General features: G+C 40.1%; 20 protein-coding genes. 9 read left to right on the plus strand and 11 right to left on the minus strand.

Annotated features, from left to right (window positions below):
- The first annotated feature begins 24 nt into the window (after positions 1-24).
- From phnA to HQN86_RS08900, 4 genes are read left to right on the plus strand one after another with little or no spacing between them, the layout of a single operon-like run.
- Complete coding sequence (phnA, locus tag HQN86_RS08885) at positions 25-1,266, plus strand: phosphonoacetate hydrolase (protein ID WP_172660649.1); 1,242 nt, start codon at positions 25-27, stop codon at positions 1,264-1,266.
- Between the two features lie 36 nt (positions 1,267-1,302).
- Entirely contained in the window at positions 1,303-2,751 is a 1,449-nt protein-coding gene (gene phnY, locus HQN86_RS08890) for a phosphonoacetaldehyde dehydrogenase (protein WP_172660650.1), read from the plus strand.
- A 2-nt stretch (positions 2,752-2,753) separates the two neighbouring features.
- Entirely contained in the window at positions 2,754-3,914 is a 1,161-nt protein-coding gene (locus HQN86_RS08895) for a TIGR03364 family FAD-dependent oxidoreductase (protein ID WP_172660651.1), read from the plus strand.
- Between the two features lie 32 nt (positions 3,915-3,946).
- Positions 3,947-5,248: a DUF5690 family protein gene (locus tag HQN86_RS08900; RefSeq protein ID WP_172660652.1), complete on the plus strand. Its 1,302-nt coding sequence runs from the start codon at positions 3,947-3,949 to the stop codon at positions 5,246-5,248.
- Positions 5,249-5,365: 117 nt separating this feature from the next.
- Here HQN86_RS08900 and HQN86_RS08905 read toward each other — a convergent pair whose 3' ends face one another.
- From HQN86_RS08905 to HQN86_RS08950, 10 genes are all read right to left on the minus strand, one after another.
- Entirely contained in the window at positions 5,366-6,118 is a 753-nt protein-coding gene (locus tag HQN86_RS08905; RefSeq protein WP_172660653.1) for a phosphatase PAP2 family protein, read from the minus strand.
- A 29-nt stretch (positions 6,119-6,147) separates the two neighbouring features.
- Complete coding sequence (locus tag HQN86_RS08910) at positions 6,148-7,440, minus strand: sensor histidine kinase (protein ID WP_172660654.1); 1,293 nt, start codon at positions 7,438-7,440, stop codon at positions 6,148-6,150.
- Complete coding sequence (locus HQN86_RS08915) at positions 7,437-8,114, minus strand: response regulator transcription factor (RefSeq protein WP_172660655.1); 678 nt, start codon at positions 8,112-8,114, stop codon at positions 7,437-7,439. Before HQN86_RS08915 ends, HQN86_RS08910 begins: the two co-directional genes overlap by 4 nt.
- Before the next feature lie 32 nt (positions 8,115-8,146).
- Complete coding sequence (locus tag HQN86_RS08920; RefSeq protein WP_172660656.1) at positions 8,147-11,182, minus strand: efflux RND transporter permease subunit; 3,036 nt, start codon at positions 11,180-11,182, stop codon at positions 8,147-8,149.
- A complete protein-coding gene (locus HQN86_RS08925; RefSeq protein ID WP_172660657.1) occupies positions 11,179-12,147 on the minus strand; it encodes an efflux RND transporter periplasmic adaptor subunit in 969 nt (322 codons plus the stop codon). Before HQN86_RS08925 ends, HQN86_RS08920 begins: the two co-directional genes overlap by 4 nt.
- Positions 12,135-13,397 (minus strand): TolC family protein, encoded by a 1,263-nt coding sequence (locus tag HQN86_RS08930; protein ID WP_172660658.1) that lies wholly within the window; start codon positions 13,395-13,397, stop codon positions 12,135-12,137. Before HQN86_RS08930 ends, HQN86_RS08925 begins: the two co-directional genes overlap by 13 nt.
- Before the next feature lie 89 nt (positions 13,398-13,486).
- Complete coding sequence (locus HQN86_RS08935) at positions 13,487-15,247, minus strand: ABC transporter ATP-binding protein (protein ID WP_172660659.1); 1,761 nt, start codon at positions 15,245-15,247, stop codon at positions 13,487-13,489.
- Complete coding sequence (locus tag HQN86_RS08940) at positions 15,237-16,988, minus strand: ABC transporter ATP-binding protein (RefSeq protein WP_172660660.1); 1,752 nt, start codon at positions 16,986-16,988, stop codon at positions 15,237-15,239. Before HQN86_RS08940 ends, HQN86_RS08935 begins: the two co-directional genes overlap by 11 nt.
- 51 nt (positions 16,989-17,039) lie before the next feature.
- Positions 17,040-17,750 carry a 3-keto-disaccharide hydrolase gene (locus HQN86_RS08945; protein ID WP_246269522.1) on the minus strand — a complete coding sequence of 237 codons (711 nt, stop codon included), beginning with the start codon at positions 17,748-17,750 and terminating at the stop codon, positions 17,040-17,042.
- A gap of 19 nt (positions 17,751-17,769) precedes the next feature.
- Positions 17,770-19,077 carry a Gfo/Idh/MocA family protein gene (locus tag HQN86_RS08950; RefSeq protein ID WP_172660661.1) on the minus strand — a complete coding sequence of 436 codons (1,308 nt, stop codon included), beginning with the start codon at positions 19,075-19,077 and terminating at the stop codon, positions 17,770-17,772.
- A 194-nt stretch (positions 19,078-19,271) separates the two neighbouring features.
- Between HQN86_RS08950 and HQN86_RS08955 the strand changes: the two genes are divergently transcribed.
- Together HQN86_RS08955 and HQN86_RS08960 are read left to right on the plus strand one after the other, a co-directional pair.
- Positions 19,272-19,613 (plus strand): YciI family protein, encoded by a 342-nt coding sequence (locus HQN86_RS08955; RefSeq protein WP_172660662.1) that lies wholly within the window; start codon positions 19,272-19,274, stop codon positions 19,611-19,613.
- 92 nt (positions 19,614-19,705) lie between these two features.
- Entirely contained in the window at positions 19,706-20,944 is a 1,239-nt protein-coding gene (locus tag HQN86_RS08960; protein ID WP_172660663.1) for an RNA polymerase sigma factor, read from the plus strand.
- A 37-nt stretch (positions 20,945-20,981) separates the two neighbouring features.
- Here the strand turns inward: HQN86_RS08960 and HQN86_RS08965 are convergent, their stop codons facing one another.
- Positions 20,982-22,199, minus strand: coding sequence for an FG-GAP repeat domain-containing protein (locus tag HQN86_RS08965; protein WP_172660664.1), 1,218 nt, complete (start codon positions 22,197-22,199; stop codon positions 20,982-20,984).
- Positions 22,200-22,351: 152 nt separating this feature from the next.
- On the opposite strand from HQN86_RS08965, the gene HQN86_RS08970 reads away from it, so the two are divergent.
- The 3 genes from HQN86_RS08970 to HQN86_RS08980 all read left to right on the plus strand — a co-directional run bounded on the left by HQN86_RS08970 (position 22,352) and on the right by HQN86_RS08980 (position 26,469).
- Positions 22,352-24,745 (plus strand): TonB-dependent receptor, encoded by a 2,394-nt coding sequence (locus tag HQN86_RS08970; protein ID WP_172660665.1) that lies wholly within the window; start codon positions 22,352-22,354, stop codon positions 24,743-24,745.
- Positions 24,746-24,747: 2 nt separating this feature from the next.
- Positions 24,748-25,890 (plus strand): PepSY-associated TM helix domain-containing protein, encoded by a 1,143-nt coding sequence (locus HQN86_RS08975; RefSeq protein ID WP_172660666.1) that lies wholly within the window; start codon positions 24,748-24,750, stop codon positions 25,888-25,890.
- 69 nt (positions 25,891-25,959) lie between these two features.
- Positions 25,960-26,469, plus strand: a complete 510-nt coding sequence (locus HQN86_RS08980; RefSeq protein WP_288880706.1) for a cupin domain-containing protein — start codon at positions 25,960-25,962, stop codon at positions 26,467-26,469.
- The last annotated feature ends 16 nt before the right edge of the window (positions 26,470-26,485 follow it).

Genomic DNA, 26,485 nt, shown 5'->3' on the forward strand with positions numbered 1-26,485 from the left:
TAAAGCAATAAAAACAACGTAATAATGAATAATATATCAACTCAACCCTTTTCAGCTAATGGTAAAACGTATACACCACCTGCAAAACCTATTGTGGTAATTTGCATGGATGGTTCTGCAGATGAATATCTGGATACCACAATGGCACACGACCGTATGCCTAACCTTAAAAAAATGGCTTTGCAAGGCTACAGAGGTATGGTGCGTGGTGCATTGCCGTCATTTACCAATGTAAATAACTCATCAATAGTTACAGGCGTTAGCCCTGCTGTACATGGCATTTGCGGTAACTTCTTTTATGATACTGCAAAGGATCAGGAAGTGATGATGAACTCATCGGAATATCTTAGAGCCGAAACACTTCTTGCCGCAGCTGCAAATGCTGGTCGTAAGGTTGCAGTGGTTACTGCAAAGGAAAAACTGCGCGACATCCTTTCTTACAAACTAAACGGCATTGCTTTCTCTGCAGAAAAAGCAGATCAGGCAAAACTGGATACCCATGGTATTGAAAATGCAGAACAGGTTATTGGTCACAAAACCCCTGCTATTTATAGTGCCGAAGCCAGCTTATTTGTGTTGCGCGCCGGTGTTGCATTGATAGCCAACGGCATGGCCGATTTCCTATACTTATCCTTAACTGATTATATGCAGCATACTTATGCGCCTGATACGGAAGAATCATTGGCATTTTATGAGGCACAGGATGTTGAACTAGGCAAAATGCTTGAGCTTGGTGCCATTATTGGTGCCACCGCAGATCATGGCATGAATGCAAAGGTTAAAGCCGATGGCACGCCTAATGTATTGTTTATTGAAACCATGCTTACCGAGAAATTTGGCTATGGCTTTAGGGTGATTTGCCCAATTACAGATCCTTATGTAAAACACCATGGTGCTTTGGGTTCTTACGTGGCTGTGCACATGGACGACACATCGAAGGTTAATGAAGTGAAAAACTGGCTTGCTGTACAACCAGGAGTTACCGAGGTATATGACAAAGAAACTGGATGCCGCATACTTGAGCAACCTTCAGATAGAACCGGAGATCTGTTTGTATTGTCAGCCCGCGATGTGGTTGTTGGTAAAACTGCAGCCCATCATGATTTAAAAGCATTAGATGGTACGCTGCGCTCACATGGCGGCAGGTACGAGGAAATGGTACCATTGGTAATTTCGCATCCGCTAAATGCGACCTACAAAATGAAAACACAGGGCGATCCCCGCAATTTCGATGTGTTCGATTTTACCGTTAACGGAACCCACTAAATACCCGCAGTTACAGTTTGAATTTATAGAAGGAAAATGAAAGAAGAAGATATTAATAACGCCCGCAATATTTTAAAACTGGCATCACTAATTGCCGGCAAGCCTGTTTCGTCAGGCAATCAATTGGCTGTACACAATCCTTACAATGGCGAACTGGTAGGAACTGTGGAAACAGCTGACTTAAACGATACCAATAATGCTATTGAAACCGCCCTTAAAGGTGGTGTTGCAATGACCCGCTTTGAAAGATACACTGTGCTTGATAAAGCCAGAACATTGCTTTTAGAAAGAAAGGAAGAATTTGCTCAGCTGATCACTTCCGAATCTGGCCTGTGCATTTCTGAAAGCACTTATGAAATTGGAAGGGCGCATGATGTGCTTTTGTTTGCTGCTATTGAATGCCTTAAGGATAATGGACAGATCTATTCATGTGACATATCGCCCAACGGCAAACAACGCAAAATATTTACGACTTACGAGCCCCTAAAACTTGCGGTAGCCATCACCCCTTTTAATCACCCGCTAAACCAGGTTGCACACAAGATTGCTCCTGCCCTTGCGGCCGGAACTCCGGTGATTTTAAAGCCATCAGAAAAAACACCTTTAACGGCCATTCGCTTTGTAGAGTTATTGTATGAAGCGGGCTTACCTCCGTATATGTTGAGTGTTCTTTTAGGAGACACCAAAGTGGTTTCAGAAATACTGGTACAAGATCCAAGGATTGATGTGGTTTCTTTTACTGGCAGCGTTGCTGTGGGTAAACTGATTGCCAAAACGGCCGGCTACAAAAAGGTAATCCTGGAGCTGGGCGGAAATGACCCGCTGATAGTTCTTGAAGATGCCGACCTTGATTTGGCAGTAGAACTGGCCGCTGAAGGATCATTTAGAAACTCAGGTCAGCGCTGCACTGCCGTAAAACGGATTCTGGTACACGAAAGCGTATCTGAAGAGTTCACCAAACGTTTTGTCGAAAAAGCTAAAGGATACACCTGTGGTGATCCTTCTAGTCCCGCAACCAGAGTTGGGACAGTTATAGATGAACAATCGGCCGTGTACCTGGAGGATGTTGTAAACAAAGCAGTTGCGCAAGGTGCAAAAGTGCTGCTTGGTGGTAAACGTACTGGTGCCCTATTGGAACCAACTGTGATTACCAATGTACCAAGAGACGCTCAAATGGTAGTACAGGAGTCATTCGGCCCACTTGCTCCTATTTTAACTTTCAAAGACATAGCCGATGCAATTGAACTTTCAAATTCTACTGCCTTCGGCTTATCATCAGGAGTGGTTACCACAAACATGGAACATGCCATCCGTTTTGTAAAGGAACTTAAAGTAGGTACGGTAAATATTAATGAAGTACCCGGATACCGCATAGAAAATTCTCCATTTGGAGGAATTAAGGATTCGGGTTTAGGTATAAAAGAAGGAGTAATTGAGGCCATTAAGTGCTTCTCTTATGTAAAAACATTTTCAATGCCCTGGTAATTATGACAAAGAATATTCAATATGATTTAATAGTGGTGGGCTCAGGTATACTGGGTACTTTCCACGCGTTACATGCTTTGAGGTTAGGTAAAACAGTACTGCTTACAGAAAAGGATCAATATCCTGTAAATGCTACGGTACGGAATTTTGGACAGGCAGTAGTATCTGGTATGTCGTCTGACTGGTTTGATTACGCCAGGAGATCAACCGAACTGTATCAGGAAATACAGCAGGAAGCCGACATCAGTGTACGTAACAACGGCACTGTTTATCTTTCTTCTGATGATGATGAAACTCAGTTACTGCACGAGCTAAAAGAAAGGATGGATGCCATAGATTATGAAGCTAATTTGTTATCTGTAGATGATTGTTTAGCGAAATGGCCATCATTAAAAAGAGAATACTGTAAAGGTGGGCTGTTCTTTCCACAGGAAGTAAGTGTGGAGCCAAGCAAGCTGATTTACCAGTTAATTGAATATGCTGTTGCTAAATACCCTAAACTTACTTACATGCCTTCAACGGCAGTTTTAGATTGCGTTGTGGCAGGTGATCATGTTGAAATTACAACTGCTACCCGGCAAACATTTACTGCAGAAAAGGCTATCATTTGCAATGGAGGGGAGTTTAAACTGCTGTTTGCAGACCTGTTTAAACAAAGCGGGATCATATTAAGCAAACTCCAGATGATGAAAACTGTACCAATGCCAGAAGTACAATTGGAAGGAAATATCCTAACAGGCTTGTCTATCCGCAGGTATGAGTCATTTCAGGAATGTCCATCGTTCTCCGGAATTTCTACTCCTGAACATTATAAAGAATGCCAGAAATGGGGAATTCATATTTTGTTTAAGAAGGCAGTAGACGGTTCCATTATAATTGGCGATTCACATGAATATGCAGACGTAAACCATACAGATGATCTTGGTTTTGGCATTAACAGCCATATTAACGAACTGATGTTAACCGCAGCACAGGAGATTGTAAGCTTTGATGTACGTAAAATAGCATCGACCTGGGCTGGCTTTTACCCTCAGCACAACAGCAAGCATATTGTGGAATACGATATTGAAGACCGGATACATATCCGAACTGCAATTGGAGGCAAGGGCATGACGTCATCGGCCGGATATGCAGAAGCAAGTATAAAAAAGATTTACAACTAGGCAGACTCAGATAAACTCTACGATCAATCCTTATGAAGCGAATAAACCATTTAATGGCCAACTCGAAACTCTTCTTTATTATCTGGTGTATGCTTGCCGCCTTTGGCACTTACTTTTGCATGTATGCTTTTAGAAAACCTTTTACCAATGGAACCTATACAGGGATAACACTCTGGGATCTTGATTACAAAGCGATCCTAATAATTGCGCAGCTTATGGGCTATATGCTTTCTAAGGTAATGGGCATAAAGGTAATTTCGGAGCTTAAGGCATCTGGCAGAAAAAAACTAATCATTTTTCTTATTCTTTTTGCGGAGGCGGCACTCCTTCTTTTTGGAGCAGTACCGCAGCCCTACAATTTCTTTTTTCTGTTTTTAAATGGCCTTCCACTCGGCATGGTTTGGGGAATTGTGTTTAGCTATCTGGAAGGCAGGCGCTTTACAGAAACACTGGCCATGGGATTAAGCATTAGCCTGATCTTTTCATCGGGGATGATCAAAACAATCTATTTTACCGTACATGAATGGGTACCACTGGTCTCGGAATTCTGGATGCCTGCATTGATAGGCGTACTTTTCTTACCGCTGTTTCTCACTTTTGTCTGGATGCTTTCGGTGATTCCAGAACCCACTGAAACCGACAAGCTATTGCGTGTTGAACGTTTACCGATGAACGCTGAGGATAAACGTTCGGTGATGGCAGAATTTGGCTTCGCGATTTTTGGCATTGGTTTGATCTATATGATGCTGACCACCATGAGGGATTTTAGGGATAATTTTTCTGTCGAGATCTGGAATGAAATAGATATTCATTGGGATAAGGGTGTATTATCATTAACAGAAACGATTTCCGGAATTATCGTTTTAATTGCCATAGGTAGTCTTTCGATGATACGCAACAACATACGCGGTTTTTGGGCTACGCAATATCTGATTGCCCTTGGCCTTGTACTTAGTGGTGGTAGTACCCTGTTTTTCCAACTGCATCTGATAAGTCCTTTTTGGTGGATGTTACTGGTAGGAATGGGGATGTTTTTAGCTTACACTCCTATTCAGGTAGTGCTGTTCGATAGGATGATCGCTTTATTTAAGATCAAGGCCAATGCGGGATTTTTTGTTTACATCTGTGACTCGGCAGGATACCTGGGCAGCGTATTCTTACTGCTTTACAAAGAATTTTTCATGAAGGATTTAAGCTGGTGCAAGGTATTGATTCGGTTCAGCTATACACTTACAGTGGTTTGCCTGATCCTATTGGTTATGGTATCTGTATTTTTTAACCGTAAAATTGGCATTAAAGGTCCGATTACCGGGGTATTAGACAGAAAGGTTTAAAACTGGAGCATAACTCCTCATTCCTAGAAACCGAGTGATCTCTTGGTTATGCTAATTGCGTAGTAGCTAATTCATAGTCAAGAGGTCTCTACTGTTCTCGAGATGAAGACAGGTTATTTAAAACTGGCCAGATAAAGAAAAGCCGTAAGCCTTGTTTTGATACATGGGCACCACATTAAAATTAGAAGCTTGCTTACCCATGATCAGCTTTTTTAAATGTGGGTATACCAGGTAACTTATTTTGGTTGACAAAATACCGAAGCCTGCTCCTGCTACCACATCACTAACCCAATGCCTGTTGTTGTATAATCTAAAAACACCTGTAGCACCGGCAACGGCATATCCGGCATACCCTATCCACGGCGATACATCTTTATATTCCTGTTTTAAAAACTCCGCTGCCGCAAATGATGTTGCGGTATGCCCCGAAGGGAATGAGTTGTTGGTACTGCCATCAGGACGAAGCCTGTTTGTAGTAGATTTAACAATAAGTGTAGAGGCTTTCATTAATCCAAAAGAGATTGCATAAATACCTGTAGCATCTGCCAGATTATGTCGGCCTTTTACACCCGATAGATTTAAGGCATAAACCGCCGCTGCGGGAGCATATTGCATAAAATTATCGGCATGTACGGAAAAGAAAGGGTGATCTTCCTGTAATTCATTACGGGTACTTACATCCAGGTCGTGTACAAAATTATTACCACCTCCCATTGCTCCGTATGCAAGAAACACCGCCGGAATGATAAAAGGTGCAACTTTAAAGGTATTCTTTTTTTGAGGCAGGGAGTCTGTTTGACCGGAGTACTGCGCGAAACTGCAAAAAGGTAAACAAAGGACAATTACAAAGCCGTACTTCATCTTAAACATCTTCTTATTTATTAAATTCTTAATCAAAACTAAACACCAAATTTGGAGTAACTCTGAAGTTCCCCTTCTAAAAAACTCACCGTAAAAATGTGTTGTGAATTCTGATAAGCATAATTTAACTTAAAATGATATAAGTTGCAAATTTGATTGGATATAGCAAGGCCCAGGCCCATTCCTTCTGAGGCAGTATTTTTATAGAATCTTTCAAAAACCTTATCTGCAATCAACGCTGTATCTAAACTGGTATTACTAACGATAAGTTGGCTATCATTTAATTGAATAAAGATCTGGCCGTCTTTATAGTTATGACGGATGGCATTACTAAGCAGGTTATTGATCAACATATCTGCAAGATGCTTGTTCATATTGATCTGCTTGTGAGCAAGGTCTGTTCTAAGGTTTATGTTATGCAGTTGAAGCAGCTCCTGGAATTGTCTTGTTTTTTGCCTGATCAAGTTATCCAGCGGAATCGTTTCCTGATCTGCTATCAGATTATTCTCGATCTTGGCAAGCATCAGTAAGGTTTGGTTAAGACGAGATAACTTGCCCACTGCAACATAAATATCTTCTATAAGTTCGCCTTGCGAATCACTGAATGTTTCTGTTTGGATCAGTGTATCTAGTTTGGAATTTATTACTGCCAGAGGAGTCATCATTTCATGAGATGCATTGTCTGTAAAACTCTTCAATTCCCTGTAATCTTGTTTTACACGCAAGGACATGGTTGCAACTGCCGTATTTAACTCTGCAAATTCATCGATTTTGGTTGACTCTATTCTGATGTCATTTTTATCTGCCAGATTAAAGGCTTTCATCTGTAGCAGTATCCCATAAAAAGGCTTCCAGATATTATTGAGTATAAACCTATTGATTAACAACAGGGTTATTAGAAGCAAAATAGTTACGCTAAGGGTTATTAAAACTATTATTCTGACCAGGTCTTCAGACTCTACTCTTGATTTTGTTACCGTAACAGAATACAGTTTCCCGCTTACTTTTACAGTACTGATAAGGCTTCTGCCAGGTTCTATCTTTTGTGCAGATTCATTAAAATAGTCATTATAGAAATACCTGCGTTCAAAATCACGCTCAGGATCTATCAGGTGATAGCTTACTTTCTGCTCTTTAAAACTACCTGCCTGTGGCAATTTGCCATTGGCTTGCACATAGGCAACAATTTCATCTTCTTCGATTTCCAGATCCCTATCCAACTGATCTGTCAGGATATAATGGATTACCGAATAATAGATTACCCCAGTAAATACAAAAACAATAATAGAGGCAATTAAGGTGACCCTGTTATATTTTGCGGATAACTTCATACATTTTCAAATTTGTAGCCTACACCATACATAGATTTGATGTAATCTTTGCATCCTGCTTCTACCAGCTTTTTCCGTAGGTTTTTAATGTGGGTATAAATGAAATCGAAATGATCGGAAAGGTCAATCTCATCACCCCATAAGTGCTCTGCTATTGCACTTTTGGTAGTTACCTTGTTATGATTTGCAATAAAATAAACAAGTAGATCATATTCCTTACGGGTAAGGATTAACACATTATCTCCTATCTTCACACTCATTGCCTGCGTATCAATATGTATTTCATTAAAAGTGATAATGTTGCTGCCATTATAACTTTTTCTGCGCACTATTGCTGTTACCCTTGCTTTAAGTTCCGACAGGTGAAAGGGCTTTACAAGGTAATCATCAGCACCAAGGTTCAATCCATCAAGCTTATCATCAAGCGAATGCCTTGCAGAAATGATAAGTACCCCGTCTTTTTTATTGATCTTTTTAATTGCACGCAGAATCTCCATCCCATCGCCGCCCGGTAGTGTTAAATCTAAAAGAATACAATCATAATTATAGATGTTAACTTTCTCTATTGCCGATTTATAGTCTGCTGCGGTTTCGCAAATATTACCTTCATCTGTAAAATAAGTGATAATACTTTCGCGCAATGAGCTTTCATCTTCTATCAATAATATTTTCATTCTGGAGATGTTAAAAAATTAAATGTAGTAAATTAATAAGGCAGTTTATGGTCTTTATAGAGTAAGTTTATCATGCTGGGCAAAACGATAAGCAGTAAGGGCATAGCAACAATAAAACCACCAATAACAGCTATTGCCAATGGCTGATGGAGTTGCGCCCCGGCTCCAATACCCAATGCAAGAGGCATCAGTGCAATTATAGCTCCGAGAGCCGTCATTAATTTTGGACGTAATCGCGTTGAAATGGCATAAACAATGGCATCCTGAACTTTATTTTCCCTACAGGACTCTTTAAACTGCAGGAAGGTAAAAATTGCATTTTCGCCTATTATACCTATGATCATAATCAGGCCTGTATAGCTCCCCACGTTTAGGGCCGTATGAGTTAAAAACAATGCCAAATAACTACCTGAAATACCCAAGACAGCTATAAATAATATAACAGTAGCAATTTTAAAATCTTTAAACAGAAATAAAATAACGGCAAATACAAGCAAGCTTGAGGAAACCAGGATCACAAGGAGTTCTTTAAAAGATTGCTGTTGCTCTGCATAAGCGCCACCATATTCGATATGATAACCGGCAGGCAAATGAATACTGTTTGAAACCTGCTGCCGGATATCCTGAATTGTGGTTCCAAGATCCCTGTTTTCAAGACGGGCCGTTACTACACCCATTGCCTGCAGATTCTCCCGTTCAACCTCTGCTTCTCCGGCATTTATATCGATAATTGCCAGATTAGTGATTGGTACCAACTTACCATCGGGCAAGAATATCTGCATTGATTTAATTCCTTCTACATTATATTTTCTGCTGTTTGGATAAATAAGCCTGATGGTTGAGAGTTGTTCTTTTTCGAGAACAGCGCCAGCAGGATTTCCTTCTAAAGCCATTTGCAATTGATACTGAAAATCGGCTACACTGATACCGTATTGCGCAAGCTGGCTATAAATGGGCCTCACATCAATAGAGGGCCCGGCTATGATAACGCCATCAAATACATCCGCAGCACCCTTAACCTCAGAGACAATAGCAGCAACAGCTTTAGAAAGGGTCGTAAGCTTTGAGTGATTGTCTCCAAAGATTTTAATTTCTACGGGCTGGGTTGAACTCATAAGATCGCCAAGCATGTCGCCAATTACCTGTCCGAAATCTATTTCGAGAGAGGGTTGGCTAGCAGTTATCTTATTACGGATTTCGCTTATCACCTCTTGAGTTGTTCTGCTGCGTTCTTTTTTAAGCTGAATAAGGTAGTCTCCATTATTAGGCTCCGTTATAAAGAAGCCCATTTGAGTACCTGTTCTTCTGGAATAAGTTTCTACATCAGGAATTTTTATAATGATCTGCTCTACTTCTTTCAACATCCTGTCGGTTTCCTGAAGAGAGGTTCCCGGCGGAGATTTGTAATCGAGTACAATACTACCTTCATCCATCTCAGGTAGAAATCCTGTTTGGAGTTTTGGCAGTATGAATATAATAACTAGAATAAGTACCACTATTGCCGCAAAACTGAACATCGGTTTTTTGATAAACCACATTACCCATGCCTGATTTTTCACAGTATGGACTTGGGTTTGTTTTCTTCCCGAAGGTTTTACCTGTTTACCTAAAAGCAGGTATACTACAGGCAAACAGATCCAGGTAACAAAAAAAGAACAAATCAAAGCAATGATCATGGTGTTGGTCATCACTTTGAAATAGGCACCAGCTACTCCTGTCATCAGTAAGAAAGGAATAAAAATAACTATAGTACTAAGTGATGAGCCCAGCATCGCCTGAAAAAGATATCGGATTGCTTTATGAACCAGATCATCGCTTTCCAGCTCCGGATATTCCTCATGAGTTCGATGAATTTGCTCCACTACTACAATTGCATCATCTATAATTAAACCTATTGCGGCAGCAATAGCCCCAAGAGTCATTATATTTAGGGTATAACCAATGCTATATAATACAATTACCGTTAGACAAAGCGTTAGCGGAATGGTAATAAGAATAGTACTGCTGGCTCTTAATGACCTCAAAAAGATGATTGCAACAATAATTGCAAGGCCTAAGCCTATCCAAAGGCTATCGGCTACACTTTTCACAGAATCGTTAACAAAATCGGCCTGTATGTAATAAGGCTTGATGCCTACTCCAGGAGGTAAAATGCTTTGTAAAAGCTTAATTTTTTTCTCCATCTCCTGAGTAAGGGTAATCAGATTGGCCTCGGGCTGTTTAATAACCGCAATCAATACAGCATCATGACCATTTGCATTGATTTTGGTATACTCTACCCCTTCTTGTATGCTTACCCTGGCGATATCTTTAATTTGGATAGCTCTATGTCCGTTATTGCTAACAACAACATCTTCCAAATCCGACATGGTTGTTACAGCTGCATCTGTAATGGTTAAGTACAATAGTTTATAATCTGAAAGATATCCGTTTGAGCGGATGAAATTGGTTTGACTTAAAGCAGTATTTACCTGCTGAGGAGTGAGGTTGAGCGAACTCATTTTATTTTTATCCAGTTCAACCCAGTACTCCTTAGCCTTTCCGCCGCTCACACGCACTTCCGCCACTCCCTCAACCTGAGAAAGGAAAGGTTTGATGGTATAAATGGCTATTTGACGAAGTTCAATTGGATACTTACTATGACTTTCGAGTGTATAACCCATTACCGGTAATATGGAAGGGTTCATTTTTTCAACCGATATGTTGATATCAGGAGGCAGTGCGTTCCTGATCTGATTGATTCTGGATTCTATGCGTTGCTGGCTCAAGTCAATATCCGTATTCCAGTTCATAAACGCAGATATTTCGCAGCTCCCTCTACTTGTAGTACTTCTTACCAACTTTAGTCCGGGTACTTGCTTAACTGCGTTTTCAAGCGGTCTGGTAACTGTTACCATCATTCTGTCAACAGGCTGAAGGCCCGCATCAGCAATTATCTTTATTTTAGGAAATGTGATCTCCGGAAAAAGTGAAGTCTTTAGGTTCTCATAAGCAATAACACCACCAAACATAATTATGGTCAGAATTATTATAATTGGGTTTTTATGAGTCAGAAAGAAATTCTTCATTTGTGGTTGATCATAATTTTAGCCGTATCGGGTAAACCGTAATTACCAGTAAGAATGAACCTGTCATTAGGTTTAAATAAGGGGGATTTTATTTCAACATAACTTCCTGTTTCCAGCCCCTTCTGAATATTTACTTTTACCGCCGTAGTGTCATTCATTAGCTTCATTACCCAAAATTCATCCTGGGTTTCGTTAGTAAGAATGGATTCTTTGGGCAAAGCAATTGGATTTAGCGATTCTGATCGGACTAATTTCACCTTAGCTATAAGCCCTTCTGGAATTACCTGTTGCGTTTTTACCTGAATGATGACCCTTTGGGTTTGCGATGCAGAATCGACCAAAGGCAGGGAACGGCCCATTTTGCCAGCTAACTTTTGTCCGTCAGGTAATGTTACTTGTAATGCTTTTTGATTTTTAATGATTCCCGTTAGTTCATAAGGCAAATCCATAAGAAAAACAAAACTATTTAGGTTAGTGATTACTGCCAACTGCTCCCCTTCCTGTACATAATCGCCTTTTTGGTGACTTACCTCTCCTACAAAACCAGCTGTATTTGCCGTAATTCGGGTTAGGCCGGTAAACTTAAAACTAGGATCAAGGCTATTAATGGCATTCCCTATGCTTCTGGCCTCTTTGGTAATCACCGTAAATAATGGTTGCCCTCCTTTTACATAGTCACCTTTTTTTACATTTACAGTTTGCAAATAGCCATTTGAGCTCGCCTTTATAATCCCTTTCTGTTGAAAGGTTGCCGTTGCATTTAATTCAATATAATCGCTTAATGGTGCATGGCTTATCTGGGTAACACTTACCGGAGTTTTTGGATCGGGTGTTTTATCCAACTCACGATTATCCAATGTAGCGCTTGAGTTGCATGCACTCAGAATTAAGCAAATTGAAGCTAAACCCAATGTCACTGTATAATATGGCTTACTACTCATCTTTTTGTTTACTAATTGTTCCAATAGTTTAGTTGATTAATTAGCTGAAGCCTGGATATATTAACCTGCCGAAGCATATATTGGGTATTGAGGTAATTATTTATGGCTATTACATAATCTGCGATAGTGATGTCGCCTGTTTGCAGCAATTTGCTGTCTACATTTATCAAGCCCTCAGTGAATTTAATTTGCCTGGTAATTTTAGCCTGCAGCTCCTGGGTGCCTTGTAGTTGTTGAACAAGCTGATTAACCTGCTGCTGATACTGCCGGGTAAAAAATTGCAGATAATCTTGCCTCGTGTTTTCCTGTATTTGAAGCTGTGTATGCTTCATTTTACGCTGACCACCATCATAAACCGGCACAGAAACACTAAAACCTACACTTGTTCCAAAATTTTTATATGGCTGTAGGATGAAGGATGAATTGTAGCCCCCATTTATATAAACACTTGCCTGCGGTTTGTAATTCAGATCAATCTGCTTTTTATCATTCAATAATTTTAAGCTATCTATTTTATAGCCTTTGATAAAAATACTATTACTTAATCCGGTAAGCTGTGTGGCTGTTAGTACGGGTTCTTGCAATACGGTAACACTAGTATCTATAATGCCACTCAAATAATTTAAACGCGCAAAATCATTCTTTAACTGTATGCTGGTTTGGCTCAGCTGCAATTCCTGCTGCTGCAAGGTAACCAGAAACGCAAGGTAATCTGCTTGTTTGTATACACTCTTTTGGGCAAGTACTTTTAACACCTTTTCTTCTTTTTGCAGGAGCTGATAAACTTCAAGATAAAAATCTCTTTGTTGCTGATCCGTATAGGTTGTTATGTATTGTTCGGTGATAGATTTTTTAATGTCTTGCCGGGAGATTTCTGAAGCCGCATTTATTGAATCAGAATGTAATATAATTCCTTCTAACTGAATATCTCGTCTACTTTTACCGATAATATTCTGGTTTGCAGTGATCAGCGCATCGAATGTTTTGCCATTACTAAGCGCATTATCATAACCATAACCGTTAATAACAGGCGCATAACTTCCTGTAGAACTGGCAGTAACCTGAGGCCTGTATCCGGCTCTTAGTATGGCACTGTCCATTTTATCAGAAAGCAGCTGATTCTTAAAATCTCTGAGCAAAGGACTAATGGTCAATGCTTTTTGAATGTAATCATCTACCTTTTTATGCTGTGCCTGACATAAAAATATCCCTCCGCTGTAACTTAAGAGTGTTAATAGCAAGATCGAAGATATTTCCCTTACGCCTTTTATCATTTACAACCAGATTTTTCACTGTATGAATATGATATAAAAGTAAAATCAGACTTTGAAGAAAATCTGTAGAGCTACCAGCAATATCCAGACTAGCTTTTTCTTTTGTGATGGATAAGCTTATCCATAGCCTCCTGAAATGACCCTGCCCTGGTAACCTCCCCACTATTTACAAAAAAGATTTCGTCGGCATTCTCGATGGTATTTAAACGGTGGGCAATAATTACCAGAGTAGTCTCTTGTGGCAATTTGTCTAATATCTCGCCAAGTAGTTTTTCTGTTATGGTATCAATATTTGCTGTCGCCTCATCAAGAATTAGCAGATCCGGCTTTCTTAGCACAGCGCGCATAAAAGCGATCAATTGTTTTTGTCCCAGACTTAAGCTATCACCCGAAGAGAGAATCTTTGTTTCTGCTCCATCATCAAAAACTGAAAGTAATCCTTCCAATCCAGTGGCCTTAATTATTGCTAAGAAACTTTCCTGATCATATTCATGATACTGTTCATTGCCGTATAAGATATTTTCTCTAACCGTTCCTGTAAATAAGAACGGTTCCTGAAGTATAAATCCAATTTTCTTACTCCGTTCTTCAGGAGTATAAGATTTGATGTCTTTGCCGTCTAAAAGAATCATTCCACTAACCGGATCGTACAAACGTGCCATAATGGATGCAGTTGTGGTTTTACCTCCACCTGTAGGACCTACCAGCGCATATGTCTTTCCTTTTTCGAGCTTAAAATTCACATTGTGAAGTATCTCATTACTTGTGGTATATCCAAAATGAACGTTTCTGAATTCAAGTAACGAATCTGAGGCTGTTCCAATACTACCCTTAACCATATCCAGATTACTTTCCAGAGATAACATACGGGAGATCCTATCCCAACCCGCAAGTGCGACCTGGAAACTTGTCCACAAAGCAGCCAATTGCCTTAATGGGTTATAAAAGTTAGTAGAATAAGCCAAATAACTTACGAGCAAGCCTATACTAAACTCCGATTCAGAGATCAGATAAATCCCATAGCTCAGCACAATTAATTGCGCTAAAGCGGAAAACAACCCGAATACAGGTAAGAACATGTTGTTTGCCATTCCTGTGCCCATAGCAGTTTTATAATTATGCTGGTTGGCTACATCAAACTTTTTTCTAAAATAATCTCTTCTGTTAAAAGCAATTATCACCTTAAAGTTGTTCAGGCTTTCCTGTATTTCGGCGCTTAGCCCACCAGAGCTTTTTAAACTTAACGCATTCCTTTTTCTTACCCAGGGAGAAACACTTCTTGTAAAAATCAGGATAACTAAGGCTGGTACCAGGGTAGCTAGCCCAAGTTTTATATTGATAGATAATAAGAATACCCCGGAACCGATCATAGTAATGATACTACTAATGAACTGCATTAGGGCCTGAGAAAAGAATTGGCTCAATTTATCCGTATCATTATTAACCCTTGATATCAGATCACCTGCTTTGTTCTCATTAAAGAAGGCTACCGGTAATTGCTGGATTTTATTAAAGATTACGTTTCTTAATTTGAAGATGGCGCGCTGGGCTACACCTCCCATCCATTGCGTTTGCAAATAACTGCTTACAAAAGCGATAGAATACATGCCTAGTAAAATCCCTGCAAATACCAAAACACCATGATATTTTCCGGTTTGCACGTAATGATCTATTGTATACCCTATTAAAAACGGGCCAAGAAGGTTAAGTGATGCACTAACAAGAATTGCCGATAAGGAAAGAAAAATACGCTTTCTCTCTTCCGCAACCAGATTCAACAGGTTTTTAAGTCCTGTCCAGGATGAACTTTTCTTCTCCTGCTCTGCTATACTGTTCAGATTATAATTCATAGTTGCTTGTGCTTTTTTGTGAATTAAATATCTGTACGTATTCAGGGCTCGTATTCATAAGCTCTTTGTGGGTTCCTGCGGCCAGTATTTCGCCCTGCATAAGCAAAATGATCTGTTCATAATGCTCAACCGCAGCTATTTTCTGAGTTACCGATATAAGCGTTAAATTAGGGTAATTGCGCTGAATATTTTCAAGTATGCGGGTTTCAGTCTGATTATCTACCCTTGCTGTAAAGTCATCAAGCAACAATACATTTGGATTTATTGCCAATGCACGTGCCAGCATAATCCGTTGCTTTTGTCCTCCTGAAAGACTTAATCCCCTTTCGGAAACGCTGGTATTTAACCCTTCCGGCAATGATTCCATAAAATCTTTTAGTTCTGCGGTTTCAATTGCCCTTTGTAAAGATTCGTCTGTTACCGTTTCACTAAAAGTTATATTTTCGCGGATGCTCATATTGAACAGGATACTATCCTGAAAAACAAAGCCTAACTTTTGGTAAAAAGATTCACTTTTATATTCATCTATTTGATGTCCGTTGAATGTTAATACACCGCTATCTGGCTTAATTAAACCACTAAGCAAATAGAGCAGTTGTGTTTTACCTGCTGCTGTCGGTCCAATTACCGCAGTCCTTGATCCTGGTCGTACAGAGAAATCGATATGCTTTAATACAGGCTTTTCACCGTAATTAACATTTACATCCTTCATTTCTATAGCTCCGGTTAAATTAGCTGCCAGCTGACCTGTTTCAATAGTATCTGGTCTTTCCAGCATTTCGCTGATCCTGCCGTATGAAGCAGTAGCCTGAGCAATTACATTACTCATAAAACCTATGATAAGAATCGGGAAAATTAGCAGTGCCAGATAACTGTTAAAAGCAGCAAAATCACCCAAGCTCATTCTGCCGTTAATTACATAATGTCCACCCAGAACCAGAATCATTAAACCCGCCATATTTGCTGTAAATACAATTATGGGGATTAGCCAGGCAAATAACCTCAGAATTGAAAGTCCAATATCTTTGGCCTTATTACTCGCCTCAAAAAACTTATCATATTCCAGTTGCTGCGAATTAATTACGCGAATTAACATAGCCCCAAGGATACTTTCATTAATTACTTTATTTAACCAGTCTATTACTTCCCTGCTTTTTTTGAATAGCACCCGTACTTTACCCAATACAATAAAAAACGTACCTCCAATAATTGGAATGATGGCCATGACAATTAAGCCGAGTTTCCAGTTGATGCTAAGCAGTAAGATACTTGCACCAATAATGATGAACAAGGAGGATACGATAGAAACAATGGCCTGCGATACAAACAATTTTATAGAATCTACATCGGAAGTAAGATTAGTAAGTAAACGGGATGGGTTCGTGGTTTGTATGTAGGCAAAGCTTTGTCTGGATATTTTATCGGCTAACCGGGTTCTTAAGTCTCTTGCTACCTTTTCTGAGGCATAGGTTTGCATTAAACTTTGCAGGAAACTGAATAGAAAGATAATGAGCACTACAACTATAAACTCAGTAGCAATGGTTTTATATGAAAATTTGCCTGCACTGTATGCATCTATACCGCTACCAATAAGTTTTGGTATCCAAAGGTTGAGACCATTGCTGAGCAATGCAAACAAGATGAGCAGCATAATCAGGCCTGAATACGGTTTAAGCAAACTAAAAATGCTTTGACCCTGCTTCGTTTTCTGTTTTGGACCCTGAGTATCTGAATTTTTCATTTTCAACTTACGAAATTGGGATTTTTTTTCAATACTATAACCCAATATCAATTATAATTCAGTTATTTTTAAGTTACGAAAATGGATCTCAGCACCCTCAGATTCTAAACACAGATATCCCTTCTTTACGGTTGATTTACTTATCCCGTTTACAAACTTGCCATTTACCGATAATTTGATGGTTCCATCCACACAAACAACTGTATAACTATTCCATTCGCCTTTTCCTTTGCAACGATTCTCTACAGATTTACTGCGTTCACCCCTTGGATTATCCGGAACTGTTTGTACACCCCCAACCCCAAAAAGTTCGCCATGAACATATGCAATAGGTGGCTTTTCGCCATTGGTAATATTCTGGTTTACCCAGTCAAGCTCAAGCATCTGCACTTCTACGCCACCAGGCAGGCGATTTTCCACTCCCGGTTTTGCATCACTCCATACAAATACTCCCGAATTTCCGCCAGCTTCCATGTGCTTCCATTCTACCTGAAGTATAAAATTCTCATATAGCTTTTCTGAGCGCATAACGCCAATGGGCTTGCCTTTGCAAATGAGCAGATCTTTATCTATCCTCCAGGTATCAGGATCCGTATTTACATTTATCCAGTTAATCGACTGCCCCTTAGCTTTATCACCACTGGTTGTTTGCTCAAATTTAAACTCAGTCCCAAATTTAATAGATTTTGGTTGTGCGTATAATGATGGTTTGCAAAGTAAAAGAAACAGAAAGGCCATACCTATCCCAGCTAATATTTTCATATCTATCGTTTTAGGTTGGTTAAATTACTTTGGTGATACCAGGTAAAGCTACCGGATGGTCTTCCCATTTAAGATCCCAATGATAATCCTCTATTTTTGGGCCTAGCGTTTCGGTTGATTTCATGACCTGTTCTAATGTCAGCGTTTGGCCGCTATATGCAACCATACGTCCCCAAATCGCCAACAGAGTGCTGTTTGCCATTTCTTCTCCCTGGTTTATTGGGTTTCCACTTCTTATACCAGCAAAAAGTTCATTATGTTGGGTTTGGTACATATTGTTTTTCTCCCCGTTATAAATCCATTTGTTTTTCCCGGTTATTTCGTATTTGCTGCCAACATTAATAACTGCATTTCCATCTGAGCCTAAAACGTCTACGCTGTTGCGATGCGATGTTCCCTCCTGCTGTCTGCAAAAATGGTAACCCTTAACTCCGCTAGCATACTCATACTCGATTGCAAAATGGTCATATATATTACCAAAGATTTCATCCACACGAACTTGTCTGCCACCTGTCCCTGTCGCACTAACCGGCATTTTTCCACCCATTGCCCACGACATCAGGTCAAGGCTATGAACAGCTTGTTCTGTTATAAAATCGCCCGAAAGCCAGCTGTGGTAATGCCAGTTCCGCATTTTATAGGTGAGATCAGTCCAATCCGGCTGACGAGGGTTTGACCAATTTCCTGCCCCATTCCTGAATGTAGAAACAGTTCTGATGTCGCCAACATCTCCATTTAAAATCCTTCCGAAAGTAGCCCTGCTTGGCAGGTCGTAACGGAAACAAAAACCAGACACCAGTGAAAGGTTTTTCTCTCGGGCTTTTTTTGCCGCATCTAAAACCTTACGTATCCCGGGCACATCAACCGCAACGGGCTTTTCACAAAAAACATGTTTATCTGCGTTTATTGCAGCGGTTAAATGGTCAGGTCTAAATGCTGGAGGTGTTGTAAGTAAAACTACATCTACTCCAGAATCTATTAGCTTTTGATAAGCATCAAACCCAATAAATTTATTCTTTTTGTTTACTTTAACCCTATCACCTCCAATTTCTACAAGGGCCGCATACGCGCCTTCCAATCTATCCTCAAAAACATCAGCCAATGCTGTAATTATAACATCCGGATCTGCCTGCAATGCTTGCGCTGCAGCACCTGTACCGCGACCACCGCAGCCTATTAGACCTACTTTAAGCTTAGACTTTGCTGAAGAAAACAATGGAGAAGCAAAGCCTGATTGATAAGCTAGGGCACTTCCTACAAGTACCAGACCCGATTTCTTTAGAAATGATCTTCGATCTGTTAAATTTGGAATTGTAATTTTAGTCATAATATTAGGTTCATTTGTTTGGTTGTGTTCTTCCTGGCAGGAGTAGTTTCATTTTGTACTAAATTTATGTTAAGTTATCTAAAGATGGAATTATTCACAAAAAGATTACCTAAAAAATAAAGAAATTGCATGATGATGTCCAATTTCAGAAATTACAATCGTCATCTGTTTTTAACCATTAAAACTTAAGCAAAATGAAAGAGTTCTTATTTGTATTTAGAAATGATTATCAGGCTGTACCTAAAGGTTCTCCTGAAGAAATGCAGGCCGAGACTAAAAAATGGATGGATTGGATAGGCGGTATTGCTGCACAAAACAAACTGGTTGACCGAGGTAACCGCCTGGGATCCGAAGGTAATACTGTAAAACCAGGAAATGTAATTACCGACGGCCCATTTATGGAGATTAAAGAAGCAATTGGAGGCTATACTCTTGTCAGAGCAGAATCACTGGAAGAAGCTACAGAAATGGCAAAAGGCTGCCCTATCTTTAAAAATGGCGGAAGTGTAGAGGTTAGAGCAATTAACCCTATGTAAGCTATAATCCTACGATTAGTTTAAAAAAATGAAAAGCCTTTGTAATTTGCAAAGGCTTTTCATTTTCGCGCATCTAACCTATCAGTTTTATTATGGAACAAACAGAAGAATTAATACCGCATTTATTTAGAACAGAATACAGGAAATTAACTGCTGTACTAACTAAAATATTTGGTCTGGAACATATAGAAATTGCAGAGGATATTTCAAGCGATACTTTTTTGATGGCTTCTGAAACCTGGGGGATTAAAGGTTTGCCAGAAAACCCCGTTGCCTGGCTCTATACTGTAGCAAAAAACAAGGCTAAAGATTATTTGAAAAGGAATACGCTGTTTGATCAGAAGATTACGCCGCACCTCCAAAACAATAGCTCCGAAATTCAGGAATTTGAAATTGATCTGTCGGAACAAAACATTACAGATTGCCAGTTACAAATGATGTTTGCCGTTTGCCACCCTACTATTTCTTCTGAAGCACAGATAAGTTTATCCCTCCGCGTGCTCTGTGGTTTTGGAATTGATGAAATAGCAAATGCCTTTTTAACCAACAAAGAGGTTATTAACAAGCGACTGTTTCGGGCTAAAGAAAAACTTAGGATGGAACAGGTTAAAATCGAATTTCCTAGTCAGGGCTCAATTGAAGGCAGATTAGAAATGGTTCTAAGAACTTTATATCTTCTTTTTAATGAAGGTTATTATTCGGCCGGAAAAGATGTAACCTTAAGAAAAGAGGTTTGCCTGGAAGCCATGCGTTTAACTAATTTGCTACTTGAAAACAAAACAACAAACAAACCGGCAGTAAATGCACTAATTTCTCTAATGTGCTTTCATGCATCCCGCTTTGAAGCAAGAGTAAATGTAAATGGGGAAACTATCCTTTATCAGAATCAAAATGAGAACCTTTGGAATGAAGAACTCATCACCCAGGGGGAATGCTTTTTAAATCAAGCCTCCGTAGGGGATAAACTTTCAAAGTACCATCTTGAAGCAGGTATCGCCTATTGGCATACCCATAAACAAGACACGGCAGAAAAGTGGGAAAGCATTTTGCAACTTTACAATAAGCTGCTTCAATTAGAATACTCGCCAATTGCAGCACTGAACAGAACCTACGCCTTATCCAAAGCCAATGGTAAGAACGAAGCAATTATAGAGGCTGAGAAACTAAACCTGAACGATAATCATTTATATCATGCTCTTCTGGGTAATTTATATACGGGAATTGACAACTCTAAGGCACGGTTCCATTTTCAAAATGCTTTAAAACTAGCCAAATCAAAAGCTGATAAAACGATAATATCAAAAAACATAAGTGATCTTGGTTCTGATTAGAATCAACTAGTTCTATTTTCAGACCGATCCTCTGCCCTTATTTCCCCAAGAGCAATCTGGCTTGCGTTCCCCATTGACCAATAAAAAGGTCCGGTTTACCATCTTTGTTTACATCACCAATAGCTATACCCCAGCTTCTGCCTACAGTAGATTCCGGAATAACCTCGTTGGTCACTAACTTAAAATTCCCTTTACCATCATTTTGCAATGCCTGAACCTGCATCGGCTGAAAAGGAGGAATCTTGAGTGCGCTTAAGATAATGTCTGGGTGACCATCATGGTTGAAGTCAAAAATTGCCCCTGCATAAGTAGAGTATTCCTGCTTTGGAATCCTTTTTGCCGTTTCATCTTTAAAATTTCCTTTACCATCATTAATCAGCAAACGGGCAGTAGGATCTTTCTCAAATGCACCCCCATTGCTTGTTAGGTTAAGAAATAGAATATCGGGGTGTTTATCTCCATTTGCATCAAATACTAAAACTTCTCTTGTATGCAAAGGAACCAGAAGCTCCAGCTTTTCTGCTTGTTGGGTGAAACGTCCTTTTCCATCATTAAATAATAAACGATTAGGAGGAACCTCATTCCCTGCAATTAAATCCAGATGCCCATCGCCGTTTAAATCAGTCAGCTTAACAGATTGTGTTTCCCATCTGAGTGCAGGCAATCCTTCTTTTGTATAATCAATAAAGTGCCCAGGCTTATCCGGATTATTTAGCCACAAGAAATTCTGAGGTGTAGGTCCGGTGTTTCCAACAACAACATCCAATAAACCATCGCCGTTTACGTCTCCAATATCCAGTCCATTCGCTTCACTTTTTGCAGGCAGTCTCTCACTCACATTTCTAAAAGTTCCATCTCCATTTCCTAAATAGAACTCATGATTTTGATCATCTTCGGCAACGAAGATGACATCCAGATTCCCATCTTTATCAAAATCTCCTGCACGTACGTGTTCTGTATCGTGCGATTTTTCTGCAAAAACACCTTTATTCCAGGTAAATTTTCCTGTACCATCGTTTATATACAATCGGTTAGGCAAATTTTCCAACGCTAGTATAGCATCCAAATGACCATCTTTATTCACATCAGCCAAAACCACATCCAAAGCATGTGCTTCTGCATCTATGGGCAATTGAGTTAAGGTAACATCTTTGAAATACTTGGTTTCCACACTTTGTGAACAAGCATTATTAACAACGACAAGGCTTAGTAAAGCCGAAATCGTATAGAATTTTCTGAATGGAGAAAGCTGCATAACTAAAGTTACTCATATTTTCATTATTCCATTCCCCGGAGCAGACCAAAAAAAGAAAATCAAAACAAAATGATTTTTCGTTAAAAGCTGTTTGTATTAAATCTAAATAAGAATACCTTTGCGGCAGTTTTAATCTTTACACGAATAATTATATGCCAGATTCCCAAATCAAAACGCATGCAGAAAACTTATCTTCTTTATTAACATATAAATTATTACTGATTTTATCAGTCTTGCTTCTTATTGCAACCCCTTTTATCTCATTTGCGCAAAACGGCAATTCAAAGGCTTCGCTATCAGGCATAGTCAATGACACTGAGGGCCAACCGCTGAAATATGCAACTGTTACCGTGAGTGGCGGCAAAAGCATTCCGACAGATAAACTCGGCAGATTCCTGATCAAGGATCTATCTGCCGGTGCTCACCGCATTAGTGTCAGCCTGGTCGGCTATCAGACTTTAGTCAAAGAGGTAACGCTTATTGCTGATACCACCACCGAAGTTTCTTTTGTGCTTGAAACAGGAAATGCCCTTTCTGAAGTGGTTGTTACTGCTGGTAGAAAACCAGAAAGCCTGAAAGATGTTCCCTCCTCAGTTACCATTCTTACCGCAAGGGATGTAAAGGAACAGTTGAACGTTAATCCTTCAGTTACCGCCATCCTGGGAAATACCGTACCGGGATTGGGAACTTCCAGTAATAAGGCCACCAATTCAGGACAGACCCTACGTGGCCGTCAGGTATTGGTACTGATTGACGGTATTCCCCAATCTACGCCACTTATGAACGGAAGTCGTGATATCCGTACACTTGACCCGGCAGCTATTGAACGTGTTGAGGTCATTAAGGGTGCAACTTCTATTTATGGTAATGGATCTGCAGGTGGTATTATTAACTTTATCACAAAAAAACCCACTGCTGATAAAACGTTTAGCGGTACCAGCAGTGTGGGATTAAATGGTAACCTGGCACATCCGTCAAACACAACGGGATACCGATTTTCGCAAACTTTTTCAGGAACGATAAATAAGTTTTCCTATGTGGTTAATGGCACATATAATTATACCGGGGTGTTAAAGGATGCTAAAGGGAACGTGAATGCCCAGCCTGATGGACTTGGTGAGAATTCACTTTATAATACCTTTGTTAAACTTGCGTACAAACCAAATGAGCATAGTGAAATTATTGCTTCATATAACCTGTTTAGAAGTGTACAAAGCAGCGATTACATCAACGTAACGGGCAAATACGGCGAAAACCCTTCGGTAGGTAAAAAAGGAGATGATCCCGGAGAAGCCGCAGGTACACCGTACAACCACAATGCCTTGGTTTCCTATCATAATGATGCGCTGCCTTTAGCCAGTTCTCTTGATGTTTCGGCTTATTACAATAGCTTTATATCTATGAACAGATATGTGGAGAAAGCAACGGCCTGGTACGGCCCGGGACAAACCAAAATACAGTCGTTCAAAAAAGGTGTTCGCCTAACATTGAACACCCCATGGAAAATGGGCGCTTTTGGCGATGGAGAACTGACTTACGGACTCGATCTGTTAAGCGACAGAACCAATCAGGTTCTTACCGATGGCAGGGTATACATTCCGGACATGAACATGCTTAATCTTGCACCATATGCCCAGATGAAGATGGACATAATGACCAATTTTGTTTTGAAAGCCGGAGTTCGTTATGAAAATGCCCGTGTTAAAGTACAGGATTTCAGCACTATTGCCAGAGGGCCTAACGGCGAAGGCAGTATTGCTGTTACCGGGGGTAAGATTCCTTATCATAGCACTACTTTCAATGCTGGTTTAAGATACAACAAATATGATATCTTTAATCCTTTTGTAAGTTTCTCTCAAGGCTTTGCAATCAACGAGCTGGGTCGTATCTTAAGAAGTGCAACCAGCAATACGCTGGAAAGCATTGCCACAGATCCTATTATTACCAATAATTACGAGGCGGGTTTCAGCAGCAGGCTAGGCATTGTTAATTTAACCGCATCTTATTATATAAGTACTTCTAAATTGGGGGCTAACCTTGTTGATGTTGGAGGATACCTTGTACCTCAGCGCGAACCGGAAAGAATCCATGGCTACGAAATTTCGGCTGATGTATACTTTAGTCAGAAATGGACAGCGGGAGGCAGCTACTCTTATGTAGAAGGAAAAGCAGAACAAACAGGCGGCACAAAAGTATATATGAATGGTTTACGCATTGCGCCACCTAAAGCAACTGCTTACCTGGGCTACCGTCCGTTGAGTTCGCTTGATGTGAAACTATATTGGGTATATACCGAGGGTCGTGATCGTTTTGATGTACGCGCTAATGGTTTGTATGCCAACAGTGAAGGTCCGGTTAAACCGGTAAGTCTTTTCAACCTGTCGGCCGGCTACAGATTTAACAGTAAGTGGTCAGCCGGACTAGGTGTAGAAAATTTGCTGAATAGTTCATATTACCCGGTAGTAAGCCAGTACCGCGCCATTGATGCAGAATATGTACGTGGCAACGGCGCAACCATGAGTCTGAATCTTTCTTATAACTTTTAATAATGCTGCGGAAACTCTTTTTCTGGCTGCATAAATGGCTTGGTCTGATTACAGGCCTGGTTGTTTTGATTGTTAGTATAACTGGTTGTATAAATGTCTTTTCGGATGAACTAAAAGAATACTTTTATCATAAGCGATATTATGTAGAAGCTGAGGGGAATCGCAACTTTTTAAATTTCAGTGAGCTGCGCAATCAGGCGCAAAAAGCGCTTGGGCCGGATGTTAAGATTACCCGCAGTGAGATCTATCCTGCTAAAGGCCACACCTGGATATTTCGTGCATCGCTAACGGATAAGAAAGCCATCGGACACTGGAACTACTACAAATATTATTACAGGGTTTATGTGAACCCCTACAATGGAAAAGTAGTATACGTGGAAGACACGCGAAATGAATTCTTTCAACTGGTGTTGAACCTGCACATGAACCTACTATTGGGTGACTCAGTTGGCGGCATGGTAACAGGAATTTCGGCGCTATGCTTTTTTGTTTTATTGTTGAGCGGTCTGATTCTGTGGTTTCCTCGGAAATGGAAGACAAAAGCCTTCAAAAAAGGGTTTGTAATTAAGCGTAATGTAGGAATAAAGCGACGGATTTATGATTTACACAATGTATCGGGCTTTTATATCCTGATTCCAGCGATTCTGATCTGTGTAACAGGTTTGGTCTTCGCTTTTCCCTGGGCTGATCAGTCTGTTCAGTTCCTGGCCAATGGCGGAAAAGCTGCTGAAAAGCGCATTATTCCATTATCTACGCCCAACGAGACCTACCATCCTCAGTCAACAGATAGCGCTATTACTCATCTTTTCCAATTGCATCCTCAAGCAGATATACTATCGATCCGCTTCCGCGAAAAGAATACAGATCCAATGGATGTTCAGGTACGGCTTGCCAAAAATCGTACACACCTGTTCGAATGGTATTATTTTGACCGTAACAACGGCAAACTGTTAATGAAGTACGGCGATCAGGACGTAAAGGGTGGTGAGAAATTCAGAAGTATGAATTACGACATTCATACCGGAGCCTATGCGGGCATCCCAACCAAGCTACTTGCTTTCTTTGTTTCATTAATCTGTGCCGGCATGCCCATCACAGGCTTTTTAATGTGGTATAACAAAGGGAACAAAAAGCGGTCGAGATAAGTATCCTCAATTTAGTTGATTGCCACCTGGTAGTGCGTAAAACATTTTTTAACTTTAATCAAATGTTTAGTGGAAATCGAAGATAATATGGATTCTAATGTAAAGATTATCAGTAGCGATGAAGGAGAAACATTAGCGATAGCTGGTGGCAATTACAGAATTGTAATCTCCGGAGATCAGACCAATGGCAACTATGCTGTTATTGAAATGACTGTTCCTCCAGGTGGAGGCCCACCACCCCACTCCCATCCCGAAACTCAGGAAATGTTCCACGTTCTGGAAGGAGAAGTGGAATTTAAAACAGAAGCAGGTAAGCAAACTGTTGGTAAAGATGGCTTTGTAAATATACCCTTTGGTGGGGCGGTACACTGTTTTAAAAACATCTCTGAAAACCATGCACGCTTACTCTGCACGGTGGTACCGGCAGGACTGGAAAATCTATTTAAGGAAATAGGCGTACCTGTATTGCCGGGTCAGATTCTGCCAGTTCCTGAATTAAACGACAAGCGAAGAGAATTTTTAAAAGAAATAGACCTAAAATATAATCAGAAAACCTATCCTCCAGACTTTCTAGGCTAGTAGCTAGGGATAGAAG

It is taken from the genome of Pedobacter panaciterrae, from assembly GCF_013204795.1.
Lineage (GTDB): Bacteria > Bacteroidota > Bacteroidia > Sphingobacteriales > Sphingobacteriaceae > Pedobacter > Pedobacter panaciterrae.

Bases quoted from the DNA above. Each gene is read 5' to 3' on its own strand.
- phnA (WP_172660649.1), top strand. From the start codon at position 25: ATGAATAATATATCAACTCAACCCTTTTCAGCTAATGGTAAAACGTAT.
- phnY (WP_172660650.1), top strand. From the start codon at position 1,303: ATGAAAGAAGAAGATATTAATAACGCCCGCAATATTTTAAAACTGGCA.
- HQN86_RS08895 (WP_172660651.1), top strand. From the start codon at position 2,754: ATGACAAAGAATATTCAATATGATTTAATAGTGGTGGGCTCAGGTATA.
- HQN86_RS08900 (WP_172660652.1), top strand. From the start codon at position 3,947: ATGAAGCGAATAAACCATTTAATGGCCAACTCGAAACTCTTCTTTATT.
- HQN86_RS08905 (WP_172660653.1), bottom strand. From the start codon at position 6,118: ATGTTTAAGATGAAGTACGGCTTTGTAATTGTCCTTTGTTTACCTTTT.
- HQN86_RS08910 (WP_172660654.1), bottom strand. From the start codon at position 7,440: ATGAAGTTATCCGCAAAATATAACAGGGTCACCTTAATTGCCTCTATT.
- HQN86_RS08915 (WP_172660655.1), bottom strand. From the start codon at position 8,114: ATGAAAATATTATTGATAGAAGATGAAAGCTCATTGCGCGAAAGTATT.
- HQN86_RS08920 (WP_172660656.1), bottom strand. From the start codon at position 11,182: ATGAAGAATTTCTTTCTGACTCATAAAAACCCAATTATAATAATTCTG.
- HQN86_RS08930 (WP_172660658.1), bottom strand. From the start codon at position 13,397: ATGATAAAAGGCGTAAGGGAAATATCTTCGATCTTGCTATTAACACTC.
- HQN86_RS08935 (WP_172660659.1), bottom strand. From the start codon at position 15,247: ATGAATTATAATCTGAACAGTATAGCAGAGCAGGAGAAGAAAAGTTCA.
- HQN86_RS08940 (WP_172660660.1), bottom strand. From the start codon at position 16,988: ATGAAAAATTCAGATACTCAGGGTCCAAAACAGAAAACGAAGCAGGGT.
- HQN86_RS08945 (WP_246269522.1), bottom strand. From the start codon at position 17,750: ATGAAAATATTAGCTGGGATAGGTATGGCCTTTCTGTTTCTTTTACTT.
- HQN86_RS08950 (WP_172660661.1), bottom strand. From the start codon at position 19,077: ATGACTAAAATTACAATTCCAAATTTAACAGATCGAAGATCATTTCTA.
- HQN86_RS08955 (WP_172660662.1), top strand. From the start codon at position 19,272: ATGAAAGAGTTCTTATTTGTATTTAGAAATGATTATCAGGCTGTACCT.
- HQN86_RS08960 (WP_172660663.1), top strand. From the start codon at position 19,706: ATGGAACAAACAGAAGAATTAATACCGCATTTATTTAGAACAGAATAC.
- HQN86_RS08965 (WP_172660664.1), bottom strand. From the start codon at position 22,199: ATGCAGCTTTCTCCATTCAGAAAATTCTATACGATTTCGGCTTTACTA.
- HQN86_RS08970 (WP_172660665.1), top strand. From the start codon at position 22,352: ATGCCAGATTCCCAAATCAAAACGCATGCAGAAAACTTATCTTCTTTA.
- HQN86_RS08975 (WP_172660666.1), top strand. From the start codon at position 24,748: ATGCTGCGGAAACTCTTTTTCTGGCTGCATAAATGGCTTGGTCTGATT.